We start from the raw sequence: 22,160 nt of genomic DNA on the forward strand, positions 1-22,160 counted from the left end.
CGTCGATCGGGGGAGCGATGGACAGGGCGGGCCGGACGGGCGAGGGGCGGCGGCAGCGGGTGCTGCCGGCCGTCCTGGGCGCCGTCGCGGTGATCGCCGTGGCCGTGGCGGTGGTCGTGGCGCTGCGCGGCCGTGACGGCCGCGGGGAGTCCACCGGCCCCGGCACCTACCGGGGGCCGCTGGCGCCCGCGTCGCGCACCCCGGACGGGGCCACCGTCATGTCCCGCACCGGGGTGACCCGGCCGGTGCTGGAGATCTTCGAGGACTTCCAGTGCCCGGTGTGCCGCGCGGTGGAGCACATCGTCGGCCCGACGGTCAAGAGGCTGGCCGCCGAGGGCAGGGTCAGGGTCGTGTACTGGCCGTTCCAGCTGTTCCGCGGCCCCGGCGGCGAACCGCTGGCGTCCAACAGCCGCCGGGCCGCCAACGCCGCCCTGTGCGCCCCGGCCGACCGCTGGCCCGCCTACCACGACACGCTGTTCGCGCACCAGCCGGAGGAGGGCGTCGTCGGCTTCGAGGCGGCCCAGCTCGTCGCCTGGGGCCGCCAGGCCGGCATCACCGGCGCCGGCTTCGCCGCCTGCGTCGGCGAGATGCGCAAGGCCGCCCAGGTGGACGCGATGACCCGGTACGCCACCCGGACCCGCAAGGTGGACGCCGCGCCGGCCGTGTTCCTGGACGGCCGCCCGCTGGACCTGGAGTCCCAGCTGCTGGACGCCGCGGCGTTCGAGCGGGCCGTCGTCGCCGCGGGACGCGGCTGATCGGCTCGCCGCGGGACGCGGCTGATCGGCTCGCCGCGGGACGCGGCCGATCGGCCCGCCGCAGAGGCCGCCCGCGCCACCTCCGGAACGGCATATCGGGTTACGGGGCTTCCGGGGCACCCGGGGACGCCGGAGGCGGTAACGTCAACGGACATGCAGCCGGTGGCCTTCATACCGAGTCCTTCCCAGGGCGTCTGGCACCTTGGATTCATCCCGATCCGCGCCTACGCCCTGATGATCATCATTGGCATCGTCGTCGCGGTCTGGGTGGGCGAGCGGCGCTGGGCCGCGCGCGGCGGCACGCCGGGCGTGGTCATGGACATCGCCATCTGGGCGGTGCCGTTCGGCCTGCTCGGCGGGCGGCTCTACCACGTGATCACCGACTACCAGCGCTACTTCGGCTCCGGACGCGACCCGGTGGACGCGCTGAAGATCTGGGAGGGCGGCCTGGGCATCTGGGGCGCCATCCTGCTCGGCGCGCTGGGCGCGGTGATCGGCTGCCGGCGGCGCGGGATCTCGGTGTCGGCGATGGCCGACACGGTGGCGCCCGGCATCGCGCTGGCCCAGGCCATCGGCCGGTGGGGCAACTACTGGAACCAGGAGCTGTACGGGCGGCCGCTGAACGCGTTCTGGGCGCTGGAGATCGACCAGGGGCACCGGCCGCGCCTCGACAACGGCAACCTGGACCCCCGCTACGCCGACGTCGCCACCTACCACCCCACGTTCCTGTACGAGTCGCTGTGGTGCGTCGGGGTGGCGATCCTGGTCGTGTGGGCGCACCGCCGCTTCAAGCTGGCGCACGGGCGGGTGTTCGCCCTGTACGTCGCCGCGTACACGGTCGGGCGGTTCTGGATCGAGGCGCTGCGCATCGACGACGCCCACCACATCCTCGGCATGCGGCTCAACGACTGGACGGCGCTGATCGTTTTCGCGGGCGCCGTCGCGTACCTGTACCTGGCGCGGAACAAGACCGGCCCCGAGACCGTCACCGTGGGCCCGGACGCGGCGCCCGCCGCGGCCCCGTCCGCCCCCGCCGCGACCTCCGAGGCCCCCGAGGGCGCCCCGGAGAGCGCCGCGCCCGCGAAGCCCGCCGAGCCCGCCGCGCCCGCCGAGAAGGCCGAGGCGGCCGGGGATGGCGAGGGCGCCGACGACGCCGGGACGCCCGCCGAGAAGGCGGACGCGCCCGGGCGGGACGAGAAGCCGCACGACGCGGCCGAGGAGGACACGGCCGGGGACGGGGCGCCCGCAGCGGACGATCCCGGTGACGATGCCGACCGCACGTCCGACGAGGACGACCGTGAAACCGGCGCCGCGACCGCCGAGGCGGACGAGCCCGAGGCGGACGCCGACCCCGGCACGACCGAGAAGACCGGCGGGCACGACGAGTCCGACGAGTCCGATGAGGCGGACCAGTCGGGCGAGTCCGAGGAGTCCGCGGAGCCGAAGGCCGCCGGGAACGCCGGTGAGCGGGGCGAGGCGGAGGCCGTCAAGGACGCCAAGTAGGACGGCGAGGGGGCACCGACGTCCGCGGAGATCCGCCACCAGCACCGCGGCGTCACCGGCGGCCGGCTGCGGCCCGCGGTGTCCGCAGCCATGGACGGCCGGGCCTCCGGCGTCGCGCGCTGATCGGAGCGGGCGCCGCCTGGTCGTGTTCCGCGCGGGGCGGACGACAAACGGTGATGAACCGTTCGTTTGCCCCCGCGGGAGGCGGTGTAGTCGCTAGGCTCGCGTGCTGTGATCGAGGCTCGTGACACAGGTGCGCCGGAGACCGGTCGTCCGGCCGGTGGGCGGGACTTCTTGCCGGAGGACGACAGCAAGCGCGGCAGGAGGAAGAAGAAGCGCAGTCCCAAGCTGCTGTGGGGCGCCGTCGCGGGCGCGGTGGTCGTCGTGGCGGCGGCCGCCGCGGGCGCGGTGGTGCTGACCGGCGGCGATGACGGCGAGGGCGCCGCGACCGGGCTGAGCAACGGGCCCGGCGTGCTGCCGACCGCCTACACCCCGCAGATGGCCGACCGCCAGATGGCCCGCATCGCCCAGCGTTCGGCGGACCAGCGGCCGATGACCCAGGGCGAGGTGTTCTCGAACGAGACCAAGACGGTCACCTACCAGAACTATTCGTTCACGCTGGCGGGGTCGCAGCTGTCCGGGGACTGCAAGTCGGTCACCTGGGGGCAGCGGCTGCACGACGACCTGGCCAAGGCGGGCTGCTCGCAGATCGCCCGCGGCATCTACGTCAGCCAGGACCGCAAGTACGTCGGGCAGTTCGCCGCGATCAACCTGGCCAGCCAGGAGGGCGCCGACCAGATCGTGCGGGTGATGGACCCCGCCACCAAGTCCGGGTTCGTGCTGCCGCTGCTGGCGCCGGGCGCGCCGAAGTTCGGCGGCGGGTTCAGCGCCGCCTACGCCCAGGCGTACGGGCACTACACGATCGTCACCTGGGTGCAGCGCGCGGGCGGCGCCCGGCCCGCCTCGCTCAACGAGATGATCGACATCAGCCTGGCCGTCGAGAAGCCCGCCGACTTCGTGTGGGGCCGCCTGCCCGACGAGGGGAACGGGCGTTGACGCGGCGCGGACCCGAGGTTCGGCGCGGAACGGTCCCGCGCCGGCCGCGCGGACGTTAGTCTGCGCCCTCGTGGACCGCCAAGAACCCGGCCGCGTCCCGGGCCCGCGACGGCCCGGTGCGGCTCCCCGCTCAGGTTCCCGCCGGCCCCGTCCCGCCGACGGACGTCCGGGCCCGCGCGAACGCCGCCCCGACGACCGCCAGCCCCCCAAGGGGGAGCGGCGGTCCGGCGGCGCCCGGCCGCAGCAGCAGCCGCCCGACCGCAGGGCCCGTCCGGGCCGCCCGCCCGCCGCGGGCGACCGGCGGCGGCCTCCGGCCGAGCCGGGGCCGGAGCAGGAGGGCCGGTCGCCGTTCGGCTTCGGACGCCGGCCGCGCGGCAAGGCCCCCGCCCCGGGCGAACGGCCCGGCCGCGACCGCGCGGGCCGCGACGGCGCCGGTCCGCCCGCTGCGGGCAGGCGCCCGTCCTCCGCCCGGTCGCGCGCGGCCGAGCCGGGGCCCGAGCGGGACCCTCGCCAGGCCGCGGGCCGCGACCGCCGTCCGCGCGGCGGCCGGGGCCGGCCGCCCGCCCCGGATCCGAAGAAGCACCGGTCACGCGACCGCAAGCCCGTTCCGGAGGCCGGGGCGGCGGGGCGCGAGCGCCGCTGGGGCCGCAAGCGGCGGCAGCCCGACGCCCAGGCCGCCGTGCAGGCGCCGCACGGCGAATGGCAGGGGCAGGAGGACGAGTGGCAGGGGCACGCGCCCCACGGCCAGGGAACGCCCGCCGACTGGCAGGAGCCCGGCGAGCAGTGGCACGGCCAGGCGGAGGACTGGCGGACCACCGGGGGGCAGCCCGTCCCGGACTGGCAGCAGACGGCCGCCGAGTGGGCGGGTCAGGGCGAACAGTGGCAGGAGGCCCCCGCCGAGTGGCAGAACCCCCAGTCCGGCTGGCAGGACCCTCAGTCCGGCTGGCAGGACCCTCAGTCCGGCTGGCAGGACCCTCAGTCCGGCTGGCAGGACCCTGAAGCCGGGTGGCAGGGCGTCGAGGCCGAGGGGCAGGACGGGCAGTACGCGCCGGACGACGGCGGGCAGCAGGGCGCCGCGCCCGACAAGCCGACCAAAAAGCGCCTGCGGGGAAAGAGGAGTGAGCGCGCCCGGCGCCGGCCGGACGCCGAACGTCCCGCGCGCGGGCCGGAGGGGCCGGGCCGCGACCCGGCCGCCGGCCGGCGGCCGAAGAAGGCGGGGCGCCTGGGGGCGCTGCCGCCCAGAGTCTTCTACGGCGCCGCCGGAGCCCTCGCCGTGATCTTCCTGGTGGGGGCGCTGGCCGTGGTGCTCGTGGGCGGCGGCGACGGCGCCCAGGACGGGCGGCAGGCCCCGCAGAGCATGGGCCGCAGCCCGGCCGCCAGCGGCCCGGCGCCCGCCTCCTACTCCAGCTCGCCGTCGACCGAGGCGTACCGGGGCATCGCCCAGCGCTCGGCCGACCGGACGCCGCTGACCGCGGCCGAGGCGTTCCCCGAGTCCGCCAACAAGATCACCGTCCAGGACGCCGGGTTGCGGCTGACCCTGAAGGTCAAGAGCCTGGACTCCGACTGCACGCTCGCCGTGTGGGGCACCAGCATGGGCGGGCGGCTGCGCGAGCACGGCTGCACCCAGGCGGCCCGGACGCTGTACGCCGACGACGACGGCCGGTACGCGCTGTCGGTCACGGTGTTCAACCTGAACTCGGTGACGGACGCCGACCGGTTCGTCGACGAGATCGGCCAGGGGCGCGGCGGCGGGTTCGTGCGCCCGCTGCCCGCCGCGTCGCCGCTGGACCGCTTCGGCCAGGGCTTCGGCATGGCCCGGGGCCTGGCGATGGGGCACTACGCGGTGGTGGCCTGGGCGCAGCGCCTGGACGGCAAGGGCGACGAGACCGACGAGACGCTGCTGTCGCTGCTGATCGAGGGCGGCAAGGCCCCGGGGCCGCTCGGCCGCGCGGCCCGCACCTCCTGACCGGCCCTCGCGCGGGCCCGACCGGCCGCCGCCCGGCCCGCCCGTGACCGTTCGGGAATCTCGCGTCACGGGCGGGGGCGGCGGAGCGACGGCCGCAAACCCCGCCGCGCGCAGGGTTCGGCACCGCACGCGCGGGGAATGATGCGCATTGCCGGGGTGTTGCGGCGTTCACCATCTGAACATCCGGATCGGTGATGATCATCACCGCGTCGCGGGCGTTTTGTGGTGGTATGTCGCCGGTATCCTTGGATGGACTGACTGCTCACGCACGCGCCGGAAATCGCAGACCTGGGGGAGTTTCGCGATCATGGCGTGTCGGGGATGATCCCGACAGTGATGTAATGTCATCTCACCGCAGCAGGGCCAACGTCGTCCCGAGCCTGCACTGACCCCTTAGCAGTGACACGACGACGACGGGAGGGTTGATGGCTGCTGCTGCGCTCACACCGGGTGCTCCCCAGACCCAGGGGCTGTACGACCGGTCCTTTGAGCACGACGCCTGTGGCGTCGGCATGGTGGCCGACCTGCACGGTCGCAAGAGCCATGACATCATTTGCAAGGCCCTGACCGTCCTGAAGAATCTGGACCACCGCGGCGCCGTGGGCGCCGAGCCCGACGACGGTGACGGCGTCGGCATCCTCACCCAGATCCCCGACGCGTTCTTCCGCGAGGTCTGCGACTTCGAACTGCCCCCGGCCGGCGCGTACGCGGCGGGCATCGCGTTCCTGCCCACCGACCCTAAGGAGCGGGCCGCGGCCGTCGCGCACATCGAGACGCTGTGCGTGGAGGAGGGGCTCACCGTCCTCGGCTGGCGCGCGCTGCCGCACGACCCGAACTTCGCCGGGCCCGCCGCCCGCCGCGCCATGCCGCACTTCGCCCAGCTGTTCGTGACCGCCGCCGAGGGCGGCGAGCACGCCGGCAAGACCGGTATCGAGCTGGACCGCGTGGTGTTCTGCATGCGCGAGCGCGCCGAGCAGGACGTCGAAGTCTACTTCCCGAGCCTGTCGGCGCGGACCATCGTCTACAAGGGGATGCTCACCACCCCGCAGCTGGAGCCGTTCTTCCCCGACCTGTCCGACCGCCGCTTCGCCAGCGCCATCGCCCTGGTGCACTCGCGGTTCTCCACCAACACCTTCCCCGCCTGGGAGCTGGCCCACCCCTACCGGTTCATCGCGCACAACGGCGAGATCAACACCGTCAAGGGCAACCGGAACTGGATGCGGGCCCGCGAGGCGCTGCTGAAGTCCGACCTGATCCCCGGGGACCTGTCGCGCGTCTTCCCGGTCATCGACATCGAGGCCAGTGACACCGCCTCCTTCGACGAGTGCCTGGAGCTGCTGCACCTGGGCGGCCGGTCGCTGCCGCACGCGGTGCTGATGATGATCCCGGAGGCGTGGGAGAACCACACCGGGATGGACCCCGACCGGCGCGCGTTCTACGAGTTCCACTCCACGCTGATGGAGGCGTGGGACGGTCCGGCCAGCGTGTCGTTCACCGACGGCACCGTGGTCGGCGCGGTGCTGGACCGCAACGGCCTGCGCCCCGGCCGCTACTGGGTCACCGACGACGGCCTGGTCGTGCTGGCCAGCGAGGCCGGCGTGCTGGACATCCCCGCCGCCAAGGTGGTTCGCAAGGGCCGCCTGCAGCCGGGCCGGATCTTCCTGGTCGACACCGAGGCCGGGCGGATCGTCGAGGACGACGAGGTCAAGGCCGAACTGGCCGCCCAGCACCCCTACGGTCAGTGGCTGCACGAGGGCCTGGTCCGGTTCGAGGAGCTGCCCGCCCGCCAGCGCGAGGTCCCCACCCACGAGACGCTGGTCAAGCGGCAGCAGACCTTCGGCTACACCCTCGAAGAGCAGCGGGTGATCCTCACCCCGATGGCCCGCACCGGCGCCGAGCCGGTCGGCTCCATGGGCACCGACACCCCGCTGGCGGTGCTGTCGAAGCGGCCGCGGCTGCTGTACGACTACTTCAAGCAGCTGTTCGCCCAGGTCACCAACCCCCCGCTGGACGCGATCCGCGAGGAGCTGGTGACGTCCCTGCAGTCCACCCTCGGCCCGGAGGGCAACCTGCTCGAACCCGGCCCGGACTCCTGCCGCCGGCTGGTGCTGCCCACCCCGATCCTGGACAACGGCGAACTCGCCAAGATCATCCACATCAACGACGAGGGCGCGCTGCCGCACCTGCAGGCGCACGTCGTGCACGGCCTGTACGAGGTGAACGGCGGCGGCGAGGCGCTGCGCACCCGCCTGGAGGAGATCTGCGCCGAGGTGTCGCGCGCGATCGCCGCCGGGGCCCGCATCATCGTGCTGTCGGACCGCGGCGCCGACTCGGCCCGCGCGCCGATCCCGGCGCTGCTGCTCACCGGAGCGGTGCACCACCACCTGATCCGGGAGAAGGCCCGCACCCGCGTCGGCCTGGTCGTGGAGACCGCCGAGGCCCGCGAGTGCCACCACATGGCGCTGCTCATCGGGTACGGCGCGTCCGCGATCAATCCGTACCTGGCCATCGAGACCGTCGAGGACCTGGTCCGCACCGGTGACATCGCGCTCGACGCGGCCACCGCCGTACGCAACCTGATCAAGGCGTACGGCAAGGGCATCCTGAAGATCATGTCGAAGATGGGCGTGTCCACGGTGGCCTCCTACACCGGCGCGCAGATCTTCGAGGCGATCGGCCTGGGCGCCGAGGTGATCGACCGGTGCTTCACCGGCACCACCTCCCGCCTCGGCGGCGTCGGTTTCGACGTGCTGGCCCGCGAGGTCGCCGAGCGGCACCGCCGCGCCTACCCGCCGCGCGGCGTCGAGCCCGCGCACCGCACCCTGGAGGTCGGCGGCGAGTACCAGTGGCGCCGCGAGGGCGAGGAGCACCTGTTCAACCCCGAGACGGTGTTCAAGCTCCAGCACGCCACCCGCACCCGCCGCTACGAGGTCTTCAAGGAGTACACCCGCCGGGTGGACGAGCAGGCCGAGAGGCTGATGACCCTGCGCGGCCTGTTCCGGCTGCGCGAGGGCGTCCGGCCGCCGGTGCCGATCGAGGAGGTCGAGCCGGTCAGCGAGATCGTCAAGCGGTTCTCCACCGGCGCGATGTCCTACGGGTCCATCTCCGCCGAGGCGCACGAGACGCTGGCCATCGCCATGAACCGGCTGGGCGGCAAGTCCAACACCGGCGAGGGCGGCGAGGACCCCGAGCGGTTCACCCCCGACCCCAACGGCGACCTGCGGCGCAGCGCCATCAAGCAGGTGGCGTCCGGCCGGTTCGGCGTGACCTCGCAGTACCTGACCAACGCCGACGACCTGCAGATCAAGATGGCGCAGGGCGCCAAGCCCGGCGAGGGCGGCCAGCTGCCCGGCCACAAGGTCTACCCGTGGATCGCCAAGACCCGGCACTCCACCCCGGGCGTGGGCCTGATCTCGCCGCCGCCGCACCACGACATCTACTCGATCGAGGACCTGGCGCAGCTCATCCACGACCTGAAGAACGCCAACCCGTCCGCGCGGGTGCACGTCAAGCTGGTCGCCGAGGTCGGCGTCGGCACCGTCGCGGCCGGGGTGTCCAAGGCGCACGCCGACGTGGTGCTGATCTCCGGGCACGACGGCGGCACCGGCGCGTCCCCGCTGACCTCCATCAAGCACGCGGGCGCGCCGTGGGAGCTGGGCCTGGCCGAGACGCAGCAGACGCTGCTGCTCAACGGGCTGCGCGACCGCATCGTCGTGCAGACCGACGGGCAGATGAAGACCGGCCGCGACGTGGTGATCGCCGCGCTGCTCGGCGCCGAGGAGTACGGCTTCGCCACCGCGCCGCTGGTGGTGTCCGGCTGCGTGATGATGCGGGTGTGCCACCTGGACACCTGCCCGGTCGGCGTGGCCACCCAGAACCCGGTGCTGCGCAAGCGGTTCAGCGGCAAGCCCGAGTTCGTGGTGAACTTCTTCGAGTTCATCGCCGAGGAGGTCCGCGAGTACCTGGCCGCCCTGGGCTTCCGCTCGCTGGACGAGGCGATCGGGCACGTCGAGCTGCTCGACACCACCCGCGCCGTCGACCACTGGAAGGCCGCCGGCCTGGACCTGTCGCCGATCCTGCACCGGCCCGAGCTGCCCGAGGGCACCGCGCTGCGGCAGGTCGTCCAGCAGGACCACGGCCTGGAGAAGGCCCTGGACAACACGCTGATCCAGCTGGCCGAAGGCGCCATCGAGCACGGCCGCCCGGTGCGCCTGGAGATGCCGATCCGCAACGTCAACCGCACGGTCGGCACCATGCTCGGCCACGAGGTGACGCGGGCGCGCGGCGCCGACGGCCTGCCCGACGACACCATCGACATCACCTTCACCGGTTCGGCCGGGCAGTCGTTCGGCGCGTTCGTGCCGCGCGGCATCACGCTGCGGCTGGTGGGCGACGCCAACGACTACGTCGGCAAGGGCCTGTCGGGCGGACGCATCACGCTGCGGCCGCACCCCGACGCGCCGTTCGCCGCCGAGGACCAGATCATCGCCGGCAACGTGCTGCTGTACGGGGCGACGTCCGGCGAGCTGTTCGCCCGCGGCGTCGTCGGCGAGCGGTTCTGCGTGCGCAACTCCGGCGCCACCGCCGTGGTGGAGGGCGTCGGCGACCACGCCCTGGAGTACATGACCGGCGGCCGCGCGGTCATCCTCGGCCGCACCGGACGCAACCTGGCGGCCGGCATGTCCGGCGGCATCGGCTACGTCCTGGATTTGGACCCGCAGCTGGTCAACCCGGAGATGGTCGACCTGGAGCCGCTCACCGCCGAGGACGGCGACTTCCTGCGCGGCCTCGTCGAGCGGCACCTGGCCGAGACCGGTTCCACGGTGGCCGAGAAGCTGCTGGCCGACTGGGAGGGCTCCGCCGCCCGGTTCACCAAGATCATGCCGCGTGACTACCGGCGCGTCCTGGAGGCCATGGCCAAGGCCGAGGCCGAGGGACGCGACGTCGACGAGGCCGTCATGGCCGCCGCCAAGGCCTGAGGAAGGGGGTTTCCACACTCATGGCAGACCCGAAGGGTTTCCTGACCGTCCAGCGGGAGCTCCCGAAGCGCCGCCCGGTCGACGTGCGCATCAAAAGCTGGCGCGAGGTCTACGAAGACTTCGGCCGCGACCGCCTGGAGAAGCAGGCCAGCCGCTGCATGGACTGCGGCATCCCGTTCTGCCACCAGGGCTGCCCGCTCGGCAACCTCATCCCCGAGTGGAACGACCTGGTGTACAAGCGGGACTGGCAGGCGGCGATCGAGCGCCTGCACGCCACCAACAACTTCCCCGAGTTCACCGGGCGGCTGTGCCCGGCGCCCTGCGAGAGCGCCTGCGTGCTGGGCATCAACCAGGACCCGGTCACCATCAAGCGGGTCGAGGTCGAGATCATCGACCGGGCCTGGGCCGAGGGCTGGGTGCGCCCGCTGCCGCCGCCGGTGAAGACCGGCAAGAAGGTCGCCGTCGTCGGCTCCGGCCCGGCGGGCCTGGCCGCCGCCCAGCAGCTCACCCGCGCCGGGCACGAGGTGTGCGTGTACGAGCGCGCCGACCGCATCGGCGGGCTGCTGCGCTACGGCATCCCCGAGTTCAAGATGGAGAAGCGGCACCTGGACCGCCGCATCGCCCAGATGCGCGCCGAGGGCACCGACTTCAAGACCTCGGTGAACGTCGGCGTCGACATCACCGCCGACGAGCTGCGCGCCCAGTACGACGCGGTGCTGCTGGCGGGCGGCGCCACCGCCTGGCGCGACCTGCCCGTCCCCGGCCGCGAGCTCAAGGGCATCTACCAGGCCATGGAGTACCTGCCCCTGGCCAACAAGGTGCAGGAGGGCGACATGGAGGAGTCGCCCGTCACGGCCAAGGGCAAGCACGTCGTGGTCATCGGCGGCGGCGACACCGGCGCCGACTGCATCGGCACCGCGATCCGCCAGGGGGCGCGCTCGATCACCCAGCTGGAGATCATGCCGCAGCCGCCCGCCACGCGGCCCGACCACCAGCCGTGGCCGACGTACCCGATGCTGTTCAAGATGGAGAGCGCCCACGAGGAGCTCGCCGACATGTGTGGCGACCGGCTGTACGCGGTGTCCACCCAGGAGTTCCTCGGCGACGAGGACGGCAACGTCCGCGCCCTGCGCCTGGTCGAGGTGGAGGGTCCGCAGGCCGGGTTCAAGCCGGTCCCCGGCACCGAGCGGGAGATCCCCGCCGAGCTGGTCACCCTGGCCATGGGCTTCCTCGGCCCGCAGCGCGAGGGCCTGCTGGAGCAGCTCGGCGTGGAGCTCGACCAGCGCGGCAACGTCGTCCGCGACGCCGACTACGCCACCTGTGTGGACGGCGTGTTCGTCGCCGGCGACATGGGCCGCGGCCAGTCCCTGATCGTCTGGGCGATCGCGGAGGGCCGGTCCGCCGCGCACGGCGTCGACAAGTACCTGTCCGGCGACACGGTGCTGCCGTACCCGATTCCCCCCACCGCGCGGCCGATCGCGTAAAAGATTCACGTACCATCGAGTAAGAAAGGTTCGAGGCCGGCCCCGGCGCCCGGGGCCGGCCTCGACCATGGTGCGCCTGCGAAGGGGGGAACCGCATGCCGAGCCGCCGGATCGACGTCACCACCTGGTACCTGGAGCAATGCGATCCCGGCGACCTGAACCCGGCCCGCGAGACCTCCGCCCGCATCGTCCGCGCCGAGGTCGTCCTCCCCGAGCTGAGCCGCTTCCTCTACAGCGCCGTCGGCGGCGACTGGTACTGGACCGACCGGCTGCCCTGGACGTACGAGCAGTGGCGCAACTGGCTCGAACGGCCCGGCGTCGAGACCTGGATCGCCTACGTCGGCGGCACCCCCGCCGGGTTCGCCGAACTCGACCCGCAGCCGGACGGCCAGGTGGAGCTCGCCTACTTCGGCCTCCTGCGCCCCTTCCACGGCCAGGGCTTCGGCGGCCACCTGCTCAGCGTCGCCGCCGCCCGCGCCTGGGACCTGGCCGACCGCTGGCCCGGCCGGGAGCCCACCACCCGCGTCTGGCTGCACACCTGCTCCCTCGACGGCCCCGCCGCCCTGCGCAACTACCAGTCCCGAGGCTTCCGCCTCTACGACACCAAGGTCAAGACCAGGGACCTGCCCCACCAGCCCCCCGGCCCCTGGCCCGGCGCCCGCTGATGTGACGGGCCGCCCGAGTGCGGGTATGGCCATGGCCGTTCGGCCGGCCTGCGCATGGATCGCCGTCGGGACGGCGGCGCTCCCTTCCGCCGACGCCGCTTCACCGGCGCGGCGGGCGACGGCGGAACCCGCCGCCGGCGCGGATGCGGCGTGCATGCAACCGCCGGTCATGGCGCCGATACGCGCTGTCCGGCGGCCGGCCCGGACCGGTGTCCGGTGCGGTCCGGGCGGACGACCACGGGGGGAGACATCATGCCGACCAGGATGGTGCTCGGGCTCTTGAAGGGCGTCATGGCCATCGTCGCGATGCTGGTGCCCGCGACCGTTCCCGCCGTCGCGGCCGTCACGGCCGCGGGGGCCGTCGTCGCCGTCGCAGCGGGGTGCGCTTCCGGCGACCGCGATGGCGACGGTGACGGCGACAACAGGGACGATAGGGACGACGGAGACAACGGGAACGACGGAAACGACGGGGACAACGGAAACGACGACTGAACGGCGGCGAAGCCGGCTCCCTGCCCGTACGGGGCCCTGCGGGCGTTCACTCCGGGACGGAGTGAAGGCCTGGGGATCGGGGTGGAGGTCGACCGGACCGAGGCGATCCGGGACTACGCCGTGTCGGTCTGGCGCCATGGGGACCGGGAGGTCGCCATCAGGGTTCCGCATGAGCCGCTCACCGCCGAGGCGGTGCGCTCCGTGGCGCGGAAGACGACTCTGATCATCGTCCGGGAGATCACACCCGGGGCGCGGGAGGCGCTCAAGCAGCCGACCCGGGCCCGCTACGTCCAGCCCGAGCACATCCTGTGGATGCTCGCCAGTCTCGTGAAAAGCCGCGGCGACGAGCTCACCGCCGACGAGCTCATCCTCAGCCTCCAGCTGATCCGCGTCTCGTCGTTGGACGCGGACGGCTGGTACCTCCTCCACCCCGACGAGGTCAGCGCCCCGCCTCCCTTCCACGGCGCCCTGCCCTCTCTCACCTCTCCTTCGGAGGCGGCGGCCCCGTCCGACGACGAGCTCGACTGACACGCCGGGGAGCCCCCTGGTCAGTTCGTCCGTCCGCGTCGGGCCCGAAGGACGAAGAACCCCGCCGGCCGGGGTGCGCTCAACCGCGGGGGAAGCGCGTCACCCAGCGGCGCTGCCAGGGGGTTTCGACGGCGCGGGGGTGGTGGTGCTCGCGTGCCCAGGCGACGGCCTCGGACGGTGGGATGCCGGACAGGACGGCCAGGCAGGCGATGACGGTGCCGGTGCGGCCGACGCCGCCGCCGCAGGCGACCTCCACGGCCTGGCCCGCGCGGGCCCGTTCGTGCAGTGCGCGGATCGACCGGACGGCGTGTTCGCGGTCGCGGGGGAGCAGGAAGTCGGGCCAGTCGATCCAGTGGGACGGCCACGTCAACCGGTCCGCGTGGCGGCGGCGCAGGCGGGATGTGCCCAGGTACAGGCCGAAGTCGGGCGGCGGGCCGTCCGGCGCGGGGGCGCGCAGCCCGCGGCCGCGGATCCAGGTGCCGTCGGGGAGCCGGATGGCGCCGTGCAGCCGCGGGGCGCTCACCGGGCCACGCTCCCCAGGCGCCGGGCGCGGTGGCGGGCGACGTTGACGCGGTTGCCGCACCGTTCGGGCATGCAGTAGCGGCGCTTCCCGGCCCGGCTGGTGTCGACGAACACGCCGCGGCAGCCGGGGGCGGCGCAGGTGCGGAACCGCTCGCGGCCCAGCGTGCGGACGACGCCGGCCAGCCCGACGCCGACGAGCGCCGCCAGCTCGTCGGCCAGCGGGGCGCCGGGGGCCGTCGGCAGGTGCCACTGCCACCGGCCGTCGTCGTCGCGGTGCAGCACGGGTGCGAGGCCGGCGCGCTTGATCAGCACGGTCGAGCCCGCGATGGCGTGCTCCTCGGTCTCGGTCTCCAGGATGACGCGGATCTGCATGCGCAGCATGTGCACCAGGCGCAGGTCGTCGTCGGTCGGCGGCGGCGCGTCGAGCCGCACGCCGCGCTCGGCGAGGAACCGCCTGAGCGCGGCGGCGTCGGGGAGTGCGTCGCCGGTGGTGACGCGCACCGTGGGCGAGGTGTTGACCAGGTCGGACGCCACGGTCGCGCCGATCGTGTAGTCGCTGAGGGGGATGATCACGGTTGTCGCTTCTCCATCGATGTAACTGGTGAAACGAGCATATAACCCTTACTGTGCGGGTCCGCCGCCGTTCGCGGGAGGCGGCACGCGCGCCGCGACGGTCCGTCCGTGATCGGCCAGGGGGTTGACTGTTGCGGCGAAACCGGGATCATCACTCCTGCCCCCGGCACCTGGTGCGCCGGCGTGACCTTTGACTGGAGGCCGGAGTGCGCCTGCCCACCCTGATCGCCCTGCCGGCCGCACTGGCGGCCGCGCTGCTGTCGGCGTGCGGGAGCAGCCGCGGCGAGTCGCTGCTCGACAAGAAGACCTGGGTGGTCGGCGTGCGGCCCGACCTGCCGGGGCTGGGGCTGCGGCGGCCGGACGGCACGTTCGAGGGATTCGACATCGACGTGGCCCGCTACATCGCCCGCGACCTGGGGCGGACGGTCACCTTCGTCCCGGTGCTGGCCGCCGACCGCATTCCGGTGCTGGAGACGAAACGGGCCGACCTGGTGCTCGCCACCCTTTCGGTCACCCCCGAACGCAAGACCAGCATCGCCTTCGCCGGCCCCTACCTCACCTCCTACCAGGACGTCCTCGTCCGCGCCGACATGAAAGGCGTCACCGGCCTGCGCGACCTGATAGGCCGCAGATTCTGCGCGGTGCAGGGCTCGGACACCACCAAAAGGCTGCTGGCGGTCCGGGGGATGACCGCCACGCTCGTCCCCGCCAAGGACTACGACCGCTGCATGGCCCTGATCCGCTCGAACGGCGTCGACGCGATCACCACCAACGACGTGATCCTCGCCGGGCTGGCCAAACGCGCCGGCGGGGGAGTGCGGCTGCTCGGCGCGCAGATCGCCGAGCAGAACAGCGGAATAGGAATACGCCGCGGCGACCCGGACGGCTGCGAGGCGCTCAACGGCGCCATCACCCGCATGTACCAGAACGGCACCGCCGCGAAACTGCTGCGCAAATGGTTCGGCGGCACCGGTCTCGACCGGCGCCCCATCATCGAGGTGCCCCAGTTCGAGGGCTGCCTGTGACCGCCCGCGGGCGTTGTCACACGGCCGACTCCCGGTAGACGTCCAGCAGGTCGGTGTTCCGCGACCGCCACACTTCGAGCAGCTTCCCGCTGTCCCCTCCGTGCTCCCGGACCAGCTCGAACTCCGCCCGCGTCGCCGGAATCAGCGTGATCACCTGCAATGCGGGCCGCCCCTGGCGGTCATGGAAGACGTTGAAACCGTCCCCGGTGCAGGGATGGCCCGCCGCCAGCAGGAACTCGATCCGCGAACCGGGGATCAGCGGCTCGGAATTGACGTACCCGCCGCCGAACTCGTATCCGCGTCCGCTCCCGATCACCCGTTCGGCCGCGACGTGCAGCAGATAACCCGCCTCGTCCTCCTGCCCCGGCAGCGCCGACACCACGAACTCCTCGGGCAGCGTCGCGGTCACCTTCTGGAACCGCACGCCGGTGCTGGCCGCCGACACCATCGCCATTTCGGGATGGGCGTGGAAACCGATGGCGAACCCCCGGTTGCGCCCGTCGCCCATGACCGGCCCCTGTGCGCTCACCACCCGGCCCAGATGACGCTGCATATGGGCGAGCAGCCCCTCATATCGGTCCGGATCTGTATAGGGATAACTCACCGGCCCGATTCTAGGGGCGCGCTATCCGCGCCCCGGGCGGACTGTACGCGGGCGGCCGCTCACCTTGCGTGGCGGCGGCGCGCCGCCAGGGCTGTGACGTGCGGTCGGTCAGGCGTTGTTCACCTGCGATCCGCCGGGACGTCAGTCGAGCGCTCTAGTTTCCCAGAGGCGTTCCGACCGCCCCGGACCACCGGAACGCACCAAAGTAACGTTGAGTGATGAGGTGCGCACATGACCGTCGACCCTGACGACATCAGCTCCAACCCGTCGGGCAACGCGACGTTCGGGCAGATCGTCCAGGCCCGCCTGTCGCGCAGGGCGGCGATCCGCGGCGGCACGCTGCTCGCCGCGGCGGGCTTCCTCGGCGCCGGCGCGGGCACCGGCACGGCCTCGGCGGCGGTGGCCGCGGCCCCGGCGTCCCACGGCCGCGGCAAGCGCAGCCTGCTCGGATTCAAGGCCGTCCCGACCGGCACCGCCGACAAGGTGACCGTCCCCGACGGCTACACCGCCGACGTCCTGATCCCGTGGGGGACGCCGGTGCGCGCACGCGGCCCCAAGTGGAAGAAGGACGCCTCCAACAGCGCGGCCGAACAGGCCCAGCAGATCGGCATGAACCACGACGGCATGCACTTCTTCCCCCTGCGCGGGGGCCACGAAGGCCTGCTGGTGCTCAACCACGAGTACGTGGACCAGGCGCTGCTGTTCCCCGACGGCGACACCGTGATGACCAAGGAGAAGGTCGACAAGGCCCTCGCCGCACACGGCGTCAGCATCGTCAAGCTCGCCCGGGTCAAGGGCCGCTGGCAGCACGTCGACTCCCGCTACAACCGCCGCGTCACCGGATCGACCCCCGTGACGTTCTCCGGGCCGGTGCGGGCCGACCACTCCGCGCTGAAGGCCAACAACCGCCCCATGGGCACGCTCAACAACTGCTCCAGCGGCGCCACCCCCTGGGGCACCTACCTGGCGTGCGAGGAGAACTGGAACAACTACTTCGGCACCACCGACACCTCGTGGACGCCGTCCCCCGAACTCGCCCGCTACGGGGTCAGCGCCGAGGGCGGCGGCTACAAGTGGCACACCGCCGACCCCCGCTTCGACCTCGCCGTCAACCCCAACGAGGTCAACCGGTTCGGCTGGGTCGTCGAGATCGACCCGTTCAACCCGAACCACACGCCCGTCAAGCGCACCGCGCTGGGCCGCATCAAGCACGAGAGCGCCACCGTCACCGAGTCCCGCGGCCGCATCGTCGTCTACACCGGTGACGACCAGGACGGCGAGTACGTCTACAAGTTCGTCGGCAGCGCACCCTGGCGGCAGCTGCGCGCGCGCGGCAAGAGCCCCCTCGACCACGGCACGCTCTACGTGGCCAAGTTCAACGACGACGGCACGGGCACCTGGCTGCCGCTGACGTTCGGCACCGGCCCCCTCACCAAGGCCAACGGCTGGAAGGACCAGGCGGATGTGCTGCTGCGCACCCGCCAGGCCGCCGACGCCGTGGGCGCCACCAAGCTGGACCGCCCCGAATGGGTCGCCGTGCACCCCGGCAACAAGGACGTGTACCTCACCCTCACCAACGGCTCTGGCTGGGACAACAAGGTCAACCCCCGCAAGCCCAACCCCTACGGGCACATCATCCGGTGGCGGGAGAGGCACGGCGACAACACCGCCACCTCCTTCGAGTGGGACATCTTCCTGCTGGCGGGCGACCCCGCCTATGACTCGAAGGTCACCCTGGCGTCCGAGGACGTGTTCGGCTCCCCCGACGGCCTGGGCTTCGACCCCAGCGGCCGCCTGTGGATCGAGACCGACGTGTCCAACTCCTCGCAGAACCTCGCGTCCAAGGGCTACGACCACATCGGCAACAACCAGATGCTCGCGGCGGACCCCCGCACGGGCGAGGTGCGCCGGTTCCTCGTCGGCCCGCGCGGCTGCGAGATCACCGGGTTCACCATGACCCCCGACGGACGCACCCTGTTCGTCAACGTCCAGCACCCGGGCGAGGCGACCACCGCCTGGGGCGCGCCGAGCCCCGAAAACCCGCGCGCGGTCAGCAACTGGCCCGACTTCGACCCCGCGGGCCGCCCCCGCTCGGCCACCCTCGTCATCCGCAAGAAGGACGGCGGCGTCATCGGCACCTGACGCCCTGCCCCGACCGCTCAGGCGGCCCGCGCCCTGCGAGACGAGCACAGGGCGCGGGCCGTCGGCGCGCGGGCGCCGCAGCGGCGGGACACCGCGACCCCGCCCGCCTCCTACAGCAACGCGCCGATGGGCACCCCCGCCAGGTCGCGCACGTCATGCGCCAGGTGCGCCTGGTCGGCGTAACCGGCGCCGTGAGCCACCTCGGCCAGCGGTTCGCCCGCCCGGGCCCGCGCCAGAGCACGCTGGAAACGCAGCACCCGCTGCAGGGTCTTCGGCCCGTACCCCCGAACGCCGCCGACGCCCGCCGCCGCAACTGCCGCTCACCCAGCCCCAGCATCCCGGCCACGTCCCGCACCGGCACACCCCGCGACAACGCCCGCACCACCGCCGGAACGATCGGATCGGGCGGCCCCTCGGCCCGCGCCAGCGCGGCCCCCGCGAGCACCGCATGCGGCGAAGGCGACCCGGCCACCGCCTCCCCGAGACGGTCGGCGTCCGCCCCCCACAGGTCCCGCAGCGGCAGCCGCCCGTCGCGCACCGCGTCCGCCGGCACCCCCAGCACCGGCGGCGCCGCCCCCGGGCCGAACCGGATCCCGACCAGACGCTCACCCGGCCGCAGCTCCGCCAGATCGGGGCCGGTGTCCGGGCCCGCCACGGTCACCCGCGCGTCCCCGCTCCACCAGATCAGGTCCACGCAGCCGTCCGGCACCACCCGCTGCACCTGCGGCCCCGCGTGCGCGGCCGCCTCACGCGACCACAGGCACACCAGACCCGACCCGGGCGGAGCCGGATCCTCGCGGTAACGCGCGACGCCCATCCCCCCTCCCTACCACCGCACACCGCCCGCTCCGCATAGGGCCCCCGCATACGGGCAGGGGGAGCGGTGGCCGACCACGAGCCAGAAGGAGACCACCGCCATGGCCACCGAACTGCAGGGCAGGACCATCGCCTTCCTCGTCGCCCCCGAAGGCGTCGAGCAGGCCGAACTCACCGAACCCTGGACCGCCGTCGACAAGGCCGGCGGCCGACCCGTCCTGGTGTCCACCGAGGCGGGCCGCATCCAGGCCTTCGACCACCTCGACAAGGCCGACACCTTCGCCGTCGACGCCACCGCCGCCGACGCCGACCCCGCCTCCTTCGACGCGCTGGTGCTGCCCGGCGGCGTCGCCAACCCCGACCACCTGCGCACCAGGCCCGAGGCCGTCGCGTTCGCCAAGGCCTTCTTCGACGCGGGCAAGCCGGTGGCCGCCATCTGCCACGCGCCGTGGACGCTCATCGAGGCCGGCGTGGCCCGCGGCCGCACCCTCACCTCCTGGCCCAGCCTGCGCACCGACCTGCGCAACGCCGGCGCCACCTGGGTCGACGAGGAGGTCCAGGTCTGCCGGAGCGGCCCCAACACCCTGGTCACCAGCCGCCGGCCCGACGACCTCAAGGCCTTCTGCCAGGCCGCTGTCGAAGCCTTCCGCGCCTGACAGCCCGGCTCCGCCGCGCCCGCGCCGCCCCCGCCCGGCGGCGGTCCACGCGGCCGCCGGAGGCATGGGCGTGTCGGGGCTTGTGCGGGGTGTTGCGGGGAGTTGCGTCCGCGAGCCGCGGCGGCCGACGGCGGGCGCGAAGACGGTGCGGGAGACGGCTTCCAGGCCGGTGGTCTAGACCCTTGCCCTAGACCAGTCGGTGAATCTTCGACGACCGTATCCTGCACGAATATCCGTACTGGCAGGTAACTAAGTAGCGTTGTGCACGTGACCCGTCGAGCGAAGATTGTCAGCACCATCGGTCCCGCCTGCTCCAGCGAGGAGCAGATCCACGCGCTCGTGGAGGCCGGCATCGACGTCGCCCGCCTCAATATGAGCCACGGCGAACACGCCGTCCACGAGCAGGTCTACCACCGCCTGCGAGCCGCCGCCGAGGCCACCGGCCGCGGCGTCGGCATCCTGGCCGACCTGCAGGGCCCCAAGATCCGCGTTGGACGCTTCCCCGACGGGCCGGTACGCCTGACCCTCGGGGACGAGTTCACCATCACCACCGAGGACGTCCCCGGCAACCGCCAGCAGGTCTCCACCACCTATCAGGGCCTGCCCGGCGACGTCGCCCCCGGCGACACCATCCTCGTCGACGACGGCCGCGTCGCGCTGCGCGTCACCGAGGTCGACGGCCCCCGCGTGCGCACCACCGTCACCGTCGGCGGCATGGTGTCCGACAACAAGGGCCTCAACCTGCCCGGCGTCCCCGTCAGCGTCCCCGCCCTCACCGCAAAGGACGAGGCCGACCTGCGCTGGGCGCTGCGCCTCGGCGTCGACATGGTCGCCCTGTCGTTCGTCCGCACCCCCGAGGACGCCGCCACCTGCTACCAGATCATGGACGAGGAGGGCGTCCGCGTCCCGCTCATCGCCAAGATCGAAAAGCCGCAGGCCGTGGAACGCCTCCCCGAGATCGTCGCCGCGTTCGACGGCATCATGGTCGCCCGCGGCGACCTCGGCGTCGAACTGCCCCTCGAGCAGGTCCCCATCGTGCAGAAGCGCGCCATCGAACTGTGCCGCGAAAAGGCCCGCCCGGTCATCGTGGCCACCCAGATGCTCGACTCGATGATCTCCTCGCCACGGCCCACCCGCGCAGAGACCTCCGACGTCGCCAACGCCGTCTTCGAAGGCGCCGACGCCGTCATGCTGTCCGGTGAGACCAGCGTCGGCCAGTACCCCATCGAGTCCGTCCAGACGATGAGCCGCATCGTCGAGACGGCCGAGAAGGCGTCCCTGCAGGCCACCCACACCCTCACCCGTATCCCCGAGACCGTCGGCGGAGCCATCGCCCGCGCCGCCGCCGAGGTCGGCGCCATCGTCGGCGCCGAGGCCCTGGTCGCCTTCACCATGTCCGGCGAGACCGCCCGCCGCCTGTCGCGCTACCGCTCGCCCATCCCGCTGCTCGCCTTCACCTCCGTGCCCGCCACCCGCGGCCGCCTCGCCCACGTCTGGGGCGTCGAGACCTTCATCGTCCCCCACGTCGACCACACCGACGAGATGTTCCGCCAGGTCGAGCAGGCCCTCCTCGAACTCGGACGCTGCCAGAAGGGCGACCGCGTCGTCGTCGTCGCCGGCTCGCCCCCCGGCACCCCCGGCTCCACCAACGCCCTGCGCGTCCTGCGCATCGGCGACGCCATCTCCGGCGCCCTGCGCGGATGACCTCACGAGCACCACACGGGGGACGATCGACCGGGTAACGGCTCGCGCACCGCTCTTCACATCCGCGGCATGGCCGTCACGGTCCAGGGGATCTCGCTGCGGCCCCCTCGTCCCCCAGGTGGTGCGATGGAACCGGTCGAGAACTCCCCGACCGACGCCAGCGACTTCATCTGGGGGCCCTGGCTCCTCATCCCCTGCCTCTCGCCACCGGCGTGTACCTGACCGCCGTCCTGCGCGGACCGCAGATCCGCCGCTTCCGCCTGGCGTTCTGGCTCGCCTTCGCCAAACGCTGTGACGAGGGCGCCGACGGAGACATCCCCCACTACCCGGCACTGGCCGCCGCCCAGCGGCTTCGTCCCCCTCATGCTCGTCCTGTACGTCGCCGGCGCGTTGATTCGTGCCGGTGGGCGTGCGATGGGGCGTGCCGGGAAGCCGCATTAGGCGGCGGTCCTGTGCGGTGGCAGCGGGCGAGGCGTTCGTCTGGGGGTGCGGTGGGGACGGCGGGTCAGTACTTGGGGCCCGAAGAGGTAGCCGTACGCCCGGTGATCCAGTTCGCGACCGTGAAGGCGTGGGCAGAGGCACTGGGGCGTTCCGATGCGCGTCCGGGAGCGAGGACGCCGTCGGGTGCCGCGGCGCCGATGGCGCACCGCGGAGACAACAGACACCGCATGACTGCGCGACCGTCCGGTC

Annotated in this window: 17 protein-coding genes and 1 pseudogene; 13 read left to right on the forward strand and 5 right to left on the reverse strand. The window is 73.1% G+C overall.

Annotated features, from left to right (window positions below; all coding sequences use genetic code 11):
- Positions 1 to 17 precede the first annotated feature (17 nt).
- From QSK22_RS04465 to QSK22_RS04505, 9 genes are all read left to right on the forward strand, one after another.
- Complete coding sequence (locus QSK22_RS04465; RefSeq protein WP_285492641.1) at positions 18 to 755, forward strand: DsbA family protein; 738 nt, start codon at positions 18 to 20, stop codon at positions 753 to 755.
- Positions 756 to 908: 153 nt separating this feature from the next.
- Positions 909 to 2,258, forward strand: coding sequence for a prolipoprotein diacylglyceryl transferase (gene lgt, locus QSK22_RS04470; RefSeq protein WP_285492642.1), 1,350 nt, complete (start codon positions 909 to 911; stop codon positions 2,256 to 2,258).
- Positions 2,259 to 2,489: 231 nt separating this feature from the next.
- On the forward strand, positions 2,490 to 3,314 hold the full coding sequence (locus QSK22_RS04475) for a hypothetical protein (protein WP_285492644.1): 825 nt from the start codon (positions 2,490 to 2,492) through the stop codon (positions 3,312 to 3,314).
- Positions 3,315 to 3,384: 70 nt separating this feature from the next.
- Positions 3,385 to 5,280 (forward strand): hypothetical protein, encoded by a 1,896-nt coding sequence (locus tag QSK22_RS04480; RefSeq protein ID WP_285492645.1) that lies wholly within the window; start codon positions 3,385 to 3,387, stop codon positions 5,278 to 5,280.
- A 425-nt stretch (positions 5,281 to 5,705) separates the two neighbouring features.
- Positions 5,706 to 10,259, forward strand: a complete 4,554-nt coding sequence (gene gltB, locus QSK22_RS04485; RefSeq protein WP_285492646.1) for a glutamate synthase large subunit — start codon at positions 5,706 to 5,708, stop codon at positions 10,257 to 10,259.
- 20 nt (positions 10,260 to 10,279) lie between these two features.
- Complete coding sequence (locus QSK22_RS04490) at positions 10,280 to 11,743, forward strand: glutamate synthase subunit beta (RefSeq protein WP_285492647.1); 1,464 nt, start codon at positions 10,280 to 10,282, stop codon at positions 11,741 to 11,743.
- Between the two features lie 95 nt (positions 11,744 to 11,838).
- Positions 11,839 to 12,408 (forward strand): GNAT family N-acetyltransferase, encoded by a 570-nt coding sequence (locus tag QSK22_RS04495; protein WP_285492648.1) that lies wholly within the window; start codon positions 11,839 to 11,841, stop codon positions 12,406 to 12,408.
- 252 nt (positions 12,409 to 12,660) lie between these two features.
- Complete coding sequence (locus tag QSK22_RS04500) at positions 12,661 to 12,900, forward strand: hypothetical protein (protein ID WP_285492649.1); 240 nt, start codon at positions 12,661 to 12,663, stop codon at positions 12,898 to 12,900.
- Between the two features lie 81 nt (positions 12,901 to 12,981).
- Entirely contained in the window at positions 12,982 to 13,428 is a 447-nt protein-coding gene (locus QSK22_RS04505; protein ID WP_285492650.1) for a hypothetical protein, read from the forward strand.
- Positions 13,429 to 13,507: 79 nt separating this feature from the next.
- On the opposite strand, the gene QSK22_RS04510 is transcribed toward QSK22_RS04505, so the two are convergent.
- Together QSK22_RS04510 and QSK22_RS04515 are read right to left on the reverse strand one after the other, a co-directional pair.
- On the reverse strand, positions 13,508 to 13,951 hold the full coding sequence (locus QSK22_RS04510; RefSeq protein ID WP_285492651.1) for a protein-tyrosine phosphatase family protein: 444 nt from the start codon (positions 13,949 to 13,951) through the stop codon (positions 13,508 to 13,510).
- Positions 13,948 to 14,523 carry a CGNR zinc finger domain-containing protein gene (locus tag QSK22_RS04515; RefSeq protein ID WP_285492652.1) on the reverse strand — a complete coding sequence of 192 codons (576 nt, stop codon included), beginning with the start codon at positions 14,521 to 14,523 and terminating at the stop codon, positions 13,948 to 13,950. Before QSK22_RS04515 ends, QSK22_RS04510 begins: the two co-directional genes overlap by 4 nt.
- A 206-nt stretch (positions 14,524 to 14,729) precedes the next feature.
- Here QSK22_RS04515 and QSK22_RS04520 point away from each other — a divergent pair, with 206 nt between their 5' ends.
- Positions 14,730 to 15,548, forward strand: coding sequence for a transporter substrate-binding domain-containing protein (locus tag QSK22_RS04520; protein WP_285492653.1), 819 nt, complete (start codon positions 14,730 to 14,732; stop codon positions 15,546 to 15,548).
- Between the two features lie 16 nt (positions 15,549 to 15,564).
- Here the strand turns inward: QSK22_RS04520 and QSK22_RS04525 are convergent, their stop codons facing one another.
- A complete protein-coding gene (locus tag QSK22_RS04525) occupies positions 15,565 to 16,152 on the reverse strand; it encodes a suppressor of fused domain protein (RefSeq protein WP_285492654.1) in 588 nt (195 codons plus the stop codon).
- A 231-nt stretch (positions 16,153 to 16,383) separates the two neighbouring features.
- Here QSK22_RS04525 and QSK22_RS04530 point away from each other — a divergent pair, with 231 nt between their 5' ends.
- Entirely contained in the window at positions 16,384 to 18,294 is a 1,911-nt protein-coding gene (locus QSK22_RS04530; RefSeq protein ID WP_285492655.1) for a PhoX family protein, read from the forward strand.
- 110 nt (positions 18,295 to 18,404) lie between these two features.
- On the opposite strand, the gene QSK22_RS04535 is transcribed toward QSK22_RS04530, so the two are convergent.
- Both QSK22_RS04535 and QSK22_RS33670 read right to left on the reverse strand, forming a co-directional pair.
- A complete protein-coding gene (locus QSK22_RS04535; protein WP_285492656.1) occupies positions 18,405 to 18,551 on the reverse strand; it encodes a helix-turn-helix domain-containing protein in 147 nt (48 codons plus the stop codon).
- Positions 18,552 to 18,877: 326 nt separating this feature from the next.
- Positions 18,878 to 19,111, reverse strand: a pseudogene (locus QSK22_RS33670) (DUF6597 domain-containing transcriptional factor); the annotation flags it as partial.
- 100 nt (positions 19,112 to 19,211) lie between these two features.
- On the opposite strand from QSK22_RS33670, the gene QSK22_RS04540 reads away from it, so the two are divergent.
- Both QSK22_RS04540 and pyk read left to right on the forward strand, forming a co-directional pair.
- Complete coding sequence (locus QSK22_RS04540) at positions 19,212 to 19,766, forward strand: type 1 glutamine amidotransferase domain-containing protein (RefSeq protein WP_285492657.1); 555 nt, start codon at positions 19,212 to 19,214, stop codon at positions 19,764 to 19,766.
- 267 nt (positions 19,767 to 20,033) lie between these two features.
- On the forward strand, positions 20,034 to 21,470 hold the full coding sequence (pyk, locus tag QSK22_RS04545) for a pyruvate kinase (protein ID WP_285492658.1): 1,437 nt from the start codon (positions 20,034 to 20,036) through the stop codon (positions 21,468 to 21,470).
- The last annotated feature ends 690 nt before the right edge of the window (positions 21,471 to 22,160 follow it).

It is taken from the genome of Actinomadura sp. NBRC 104425 (genome assembly GCF_030269545.1).
Taxonomy (GTDB): domain Bacteria; phylum Actinomycetota; class Actinomycetes; order Streptosporangiales; family Streptosporangiaceae; genus Spirillospora; species Spirillospora keratinilytica.

Bases quoted from the DNA above. Each gene is read 5' to 3' on its own strand.
- QSK22_RS04465 (WP_285492641.1), top strand. From the start codon at position 18: ATGGACAGGGCGGGCCGGACGGGCGAGGGGCGGCGGCAGCGGGTGCTG.
- lgt (WP_285492642.1), top strand. From the start codon at position 909: ATGCAGCCGGTGGCCTTCATACCGAGTCCTTCCCAGGGCGTCTGGCAC.
- gltB (WP_285492646.1), top strand. From the start codon at position 5,706: ATGGCTGCTGCTGCGCTCACACCGGGTGCTCCCCAGACCCAGGGGCTG.
- QSK22_RS04490 (WP_285492647.1), top strand. From the start codon at position 10,280: ATGGCAGACCCGAAGGGTTTCCTGACCGTCCAGCGGGAGCTCCCGAAG.
- QSK22_RS04495 (WP_285492648.1), top strand. From the start codon at position 11,839: ATGCCGAGCCGCCGGATCGACGTCACCACCTGGTACCTGGAGCAATGC.
- QSK22_RS04500 (WP_285492649.1), top strand. From the start codon at position 12,661: ATGCCGACCAGGATGGTGCTCGGGCTCTTGAAGGGCGTCATGGCCATC.
- QSK22_RS04530 (WP_285492655.1), top strand. From the start codon at position 16,384: ATGACCGTCGACCCTGACGACATCAGCTCCAACCCGTCGGGCAACGCG.
- QSK22_RS04540 (WP_285492657.1), top strand. From the start codon at position 19,212: ATGGCCACCGAACTGCAGGGCAGGACCATCGCCTTCCTCGTCGCCCCC.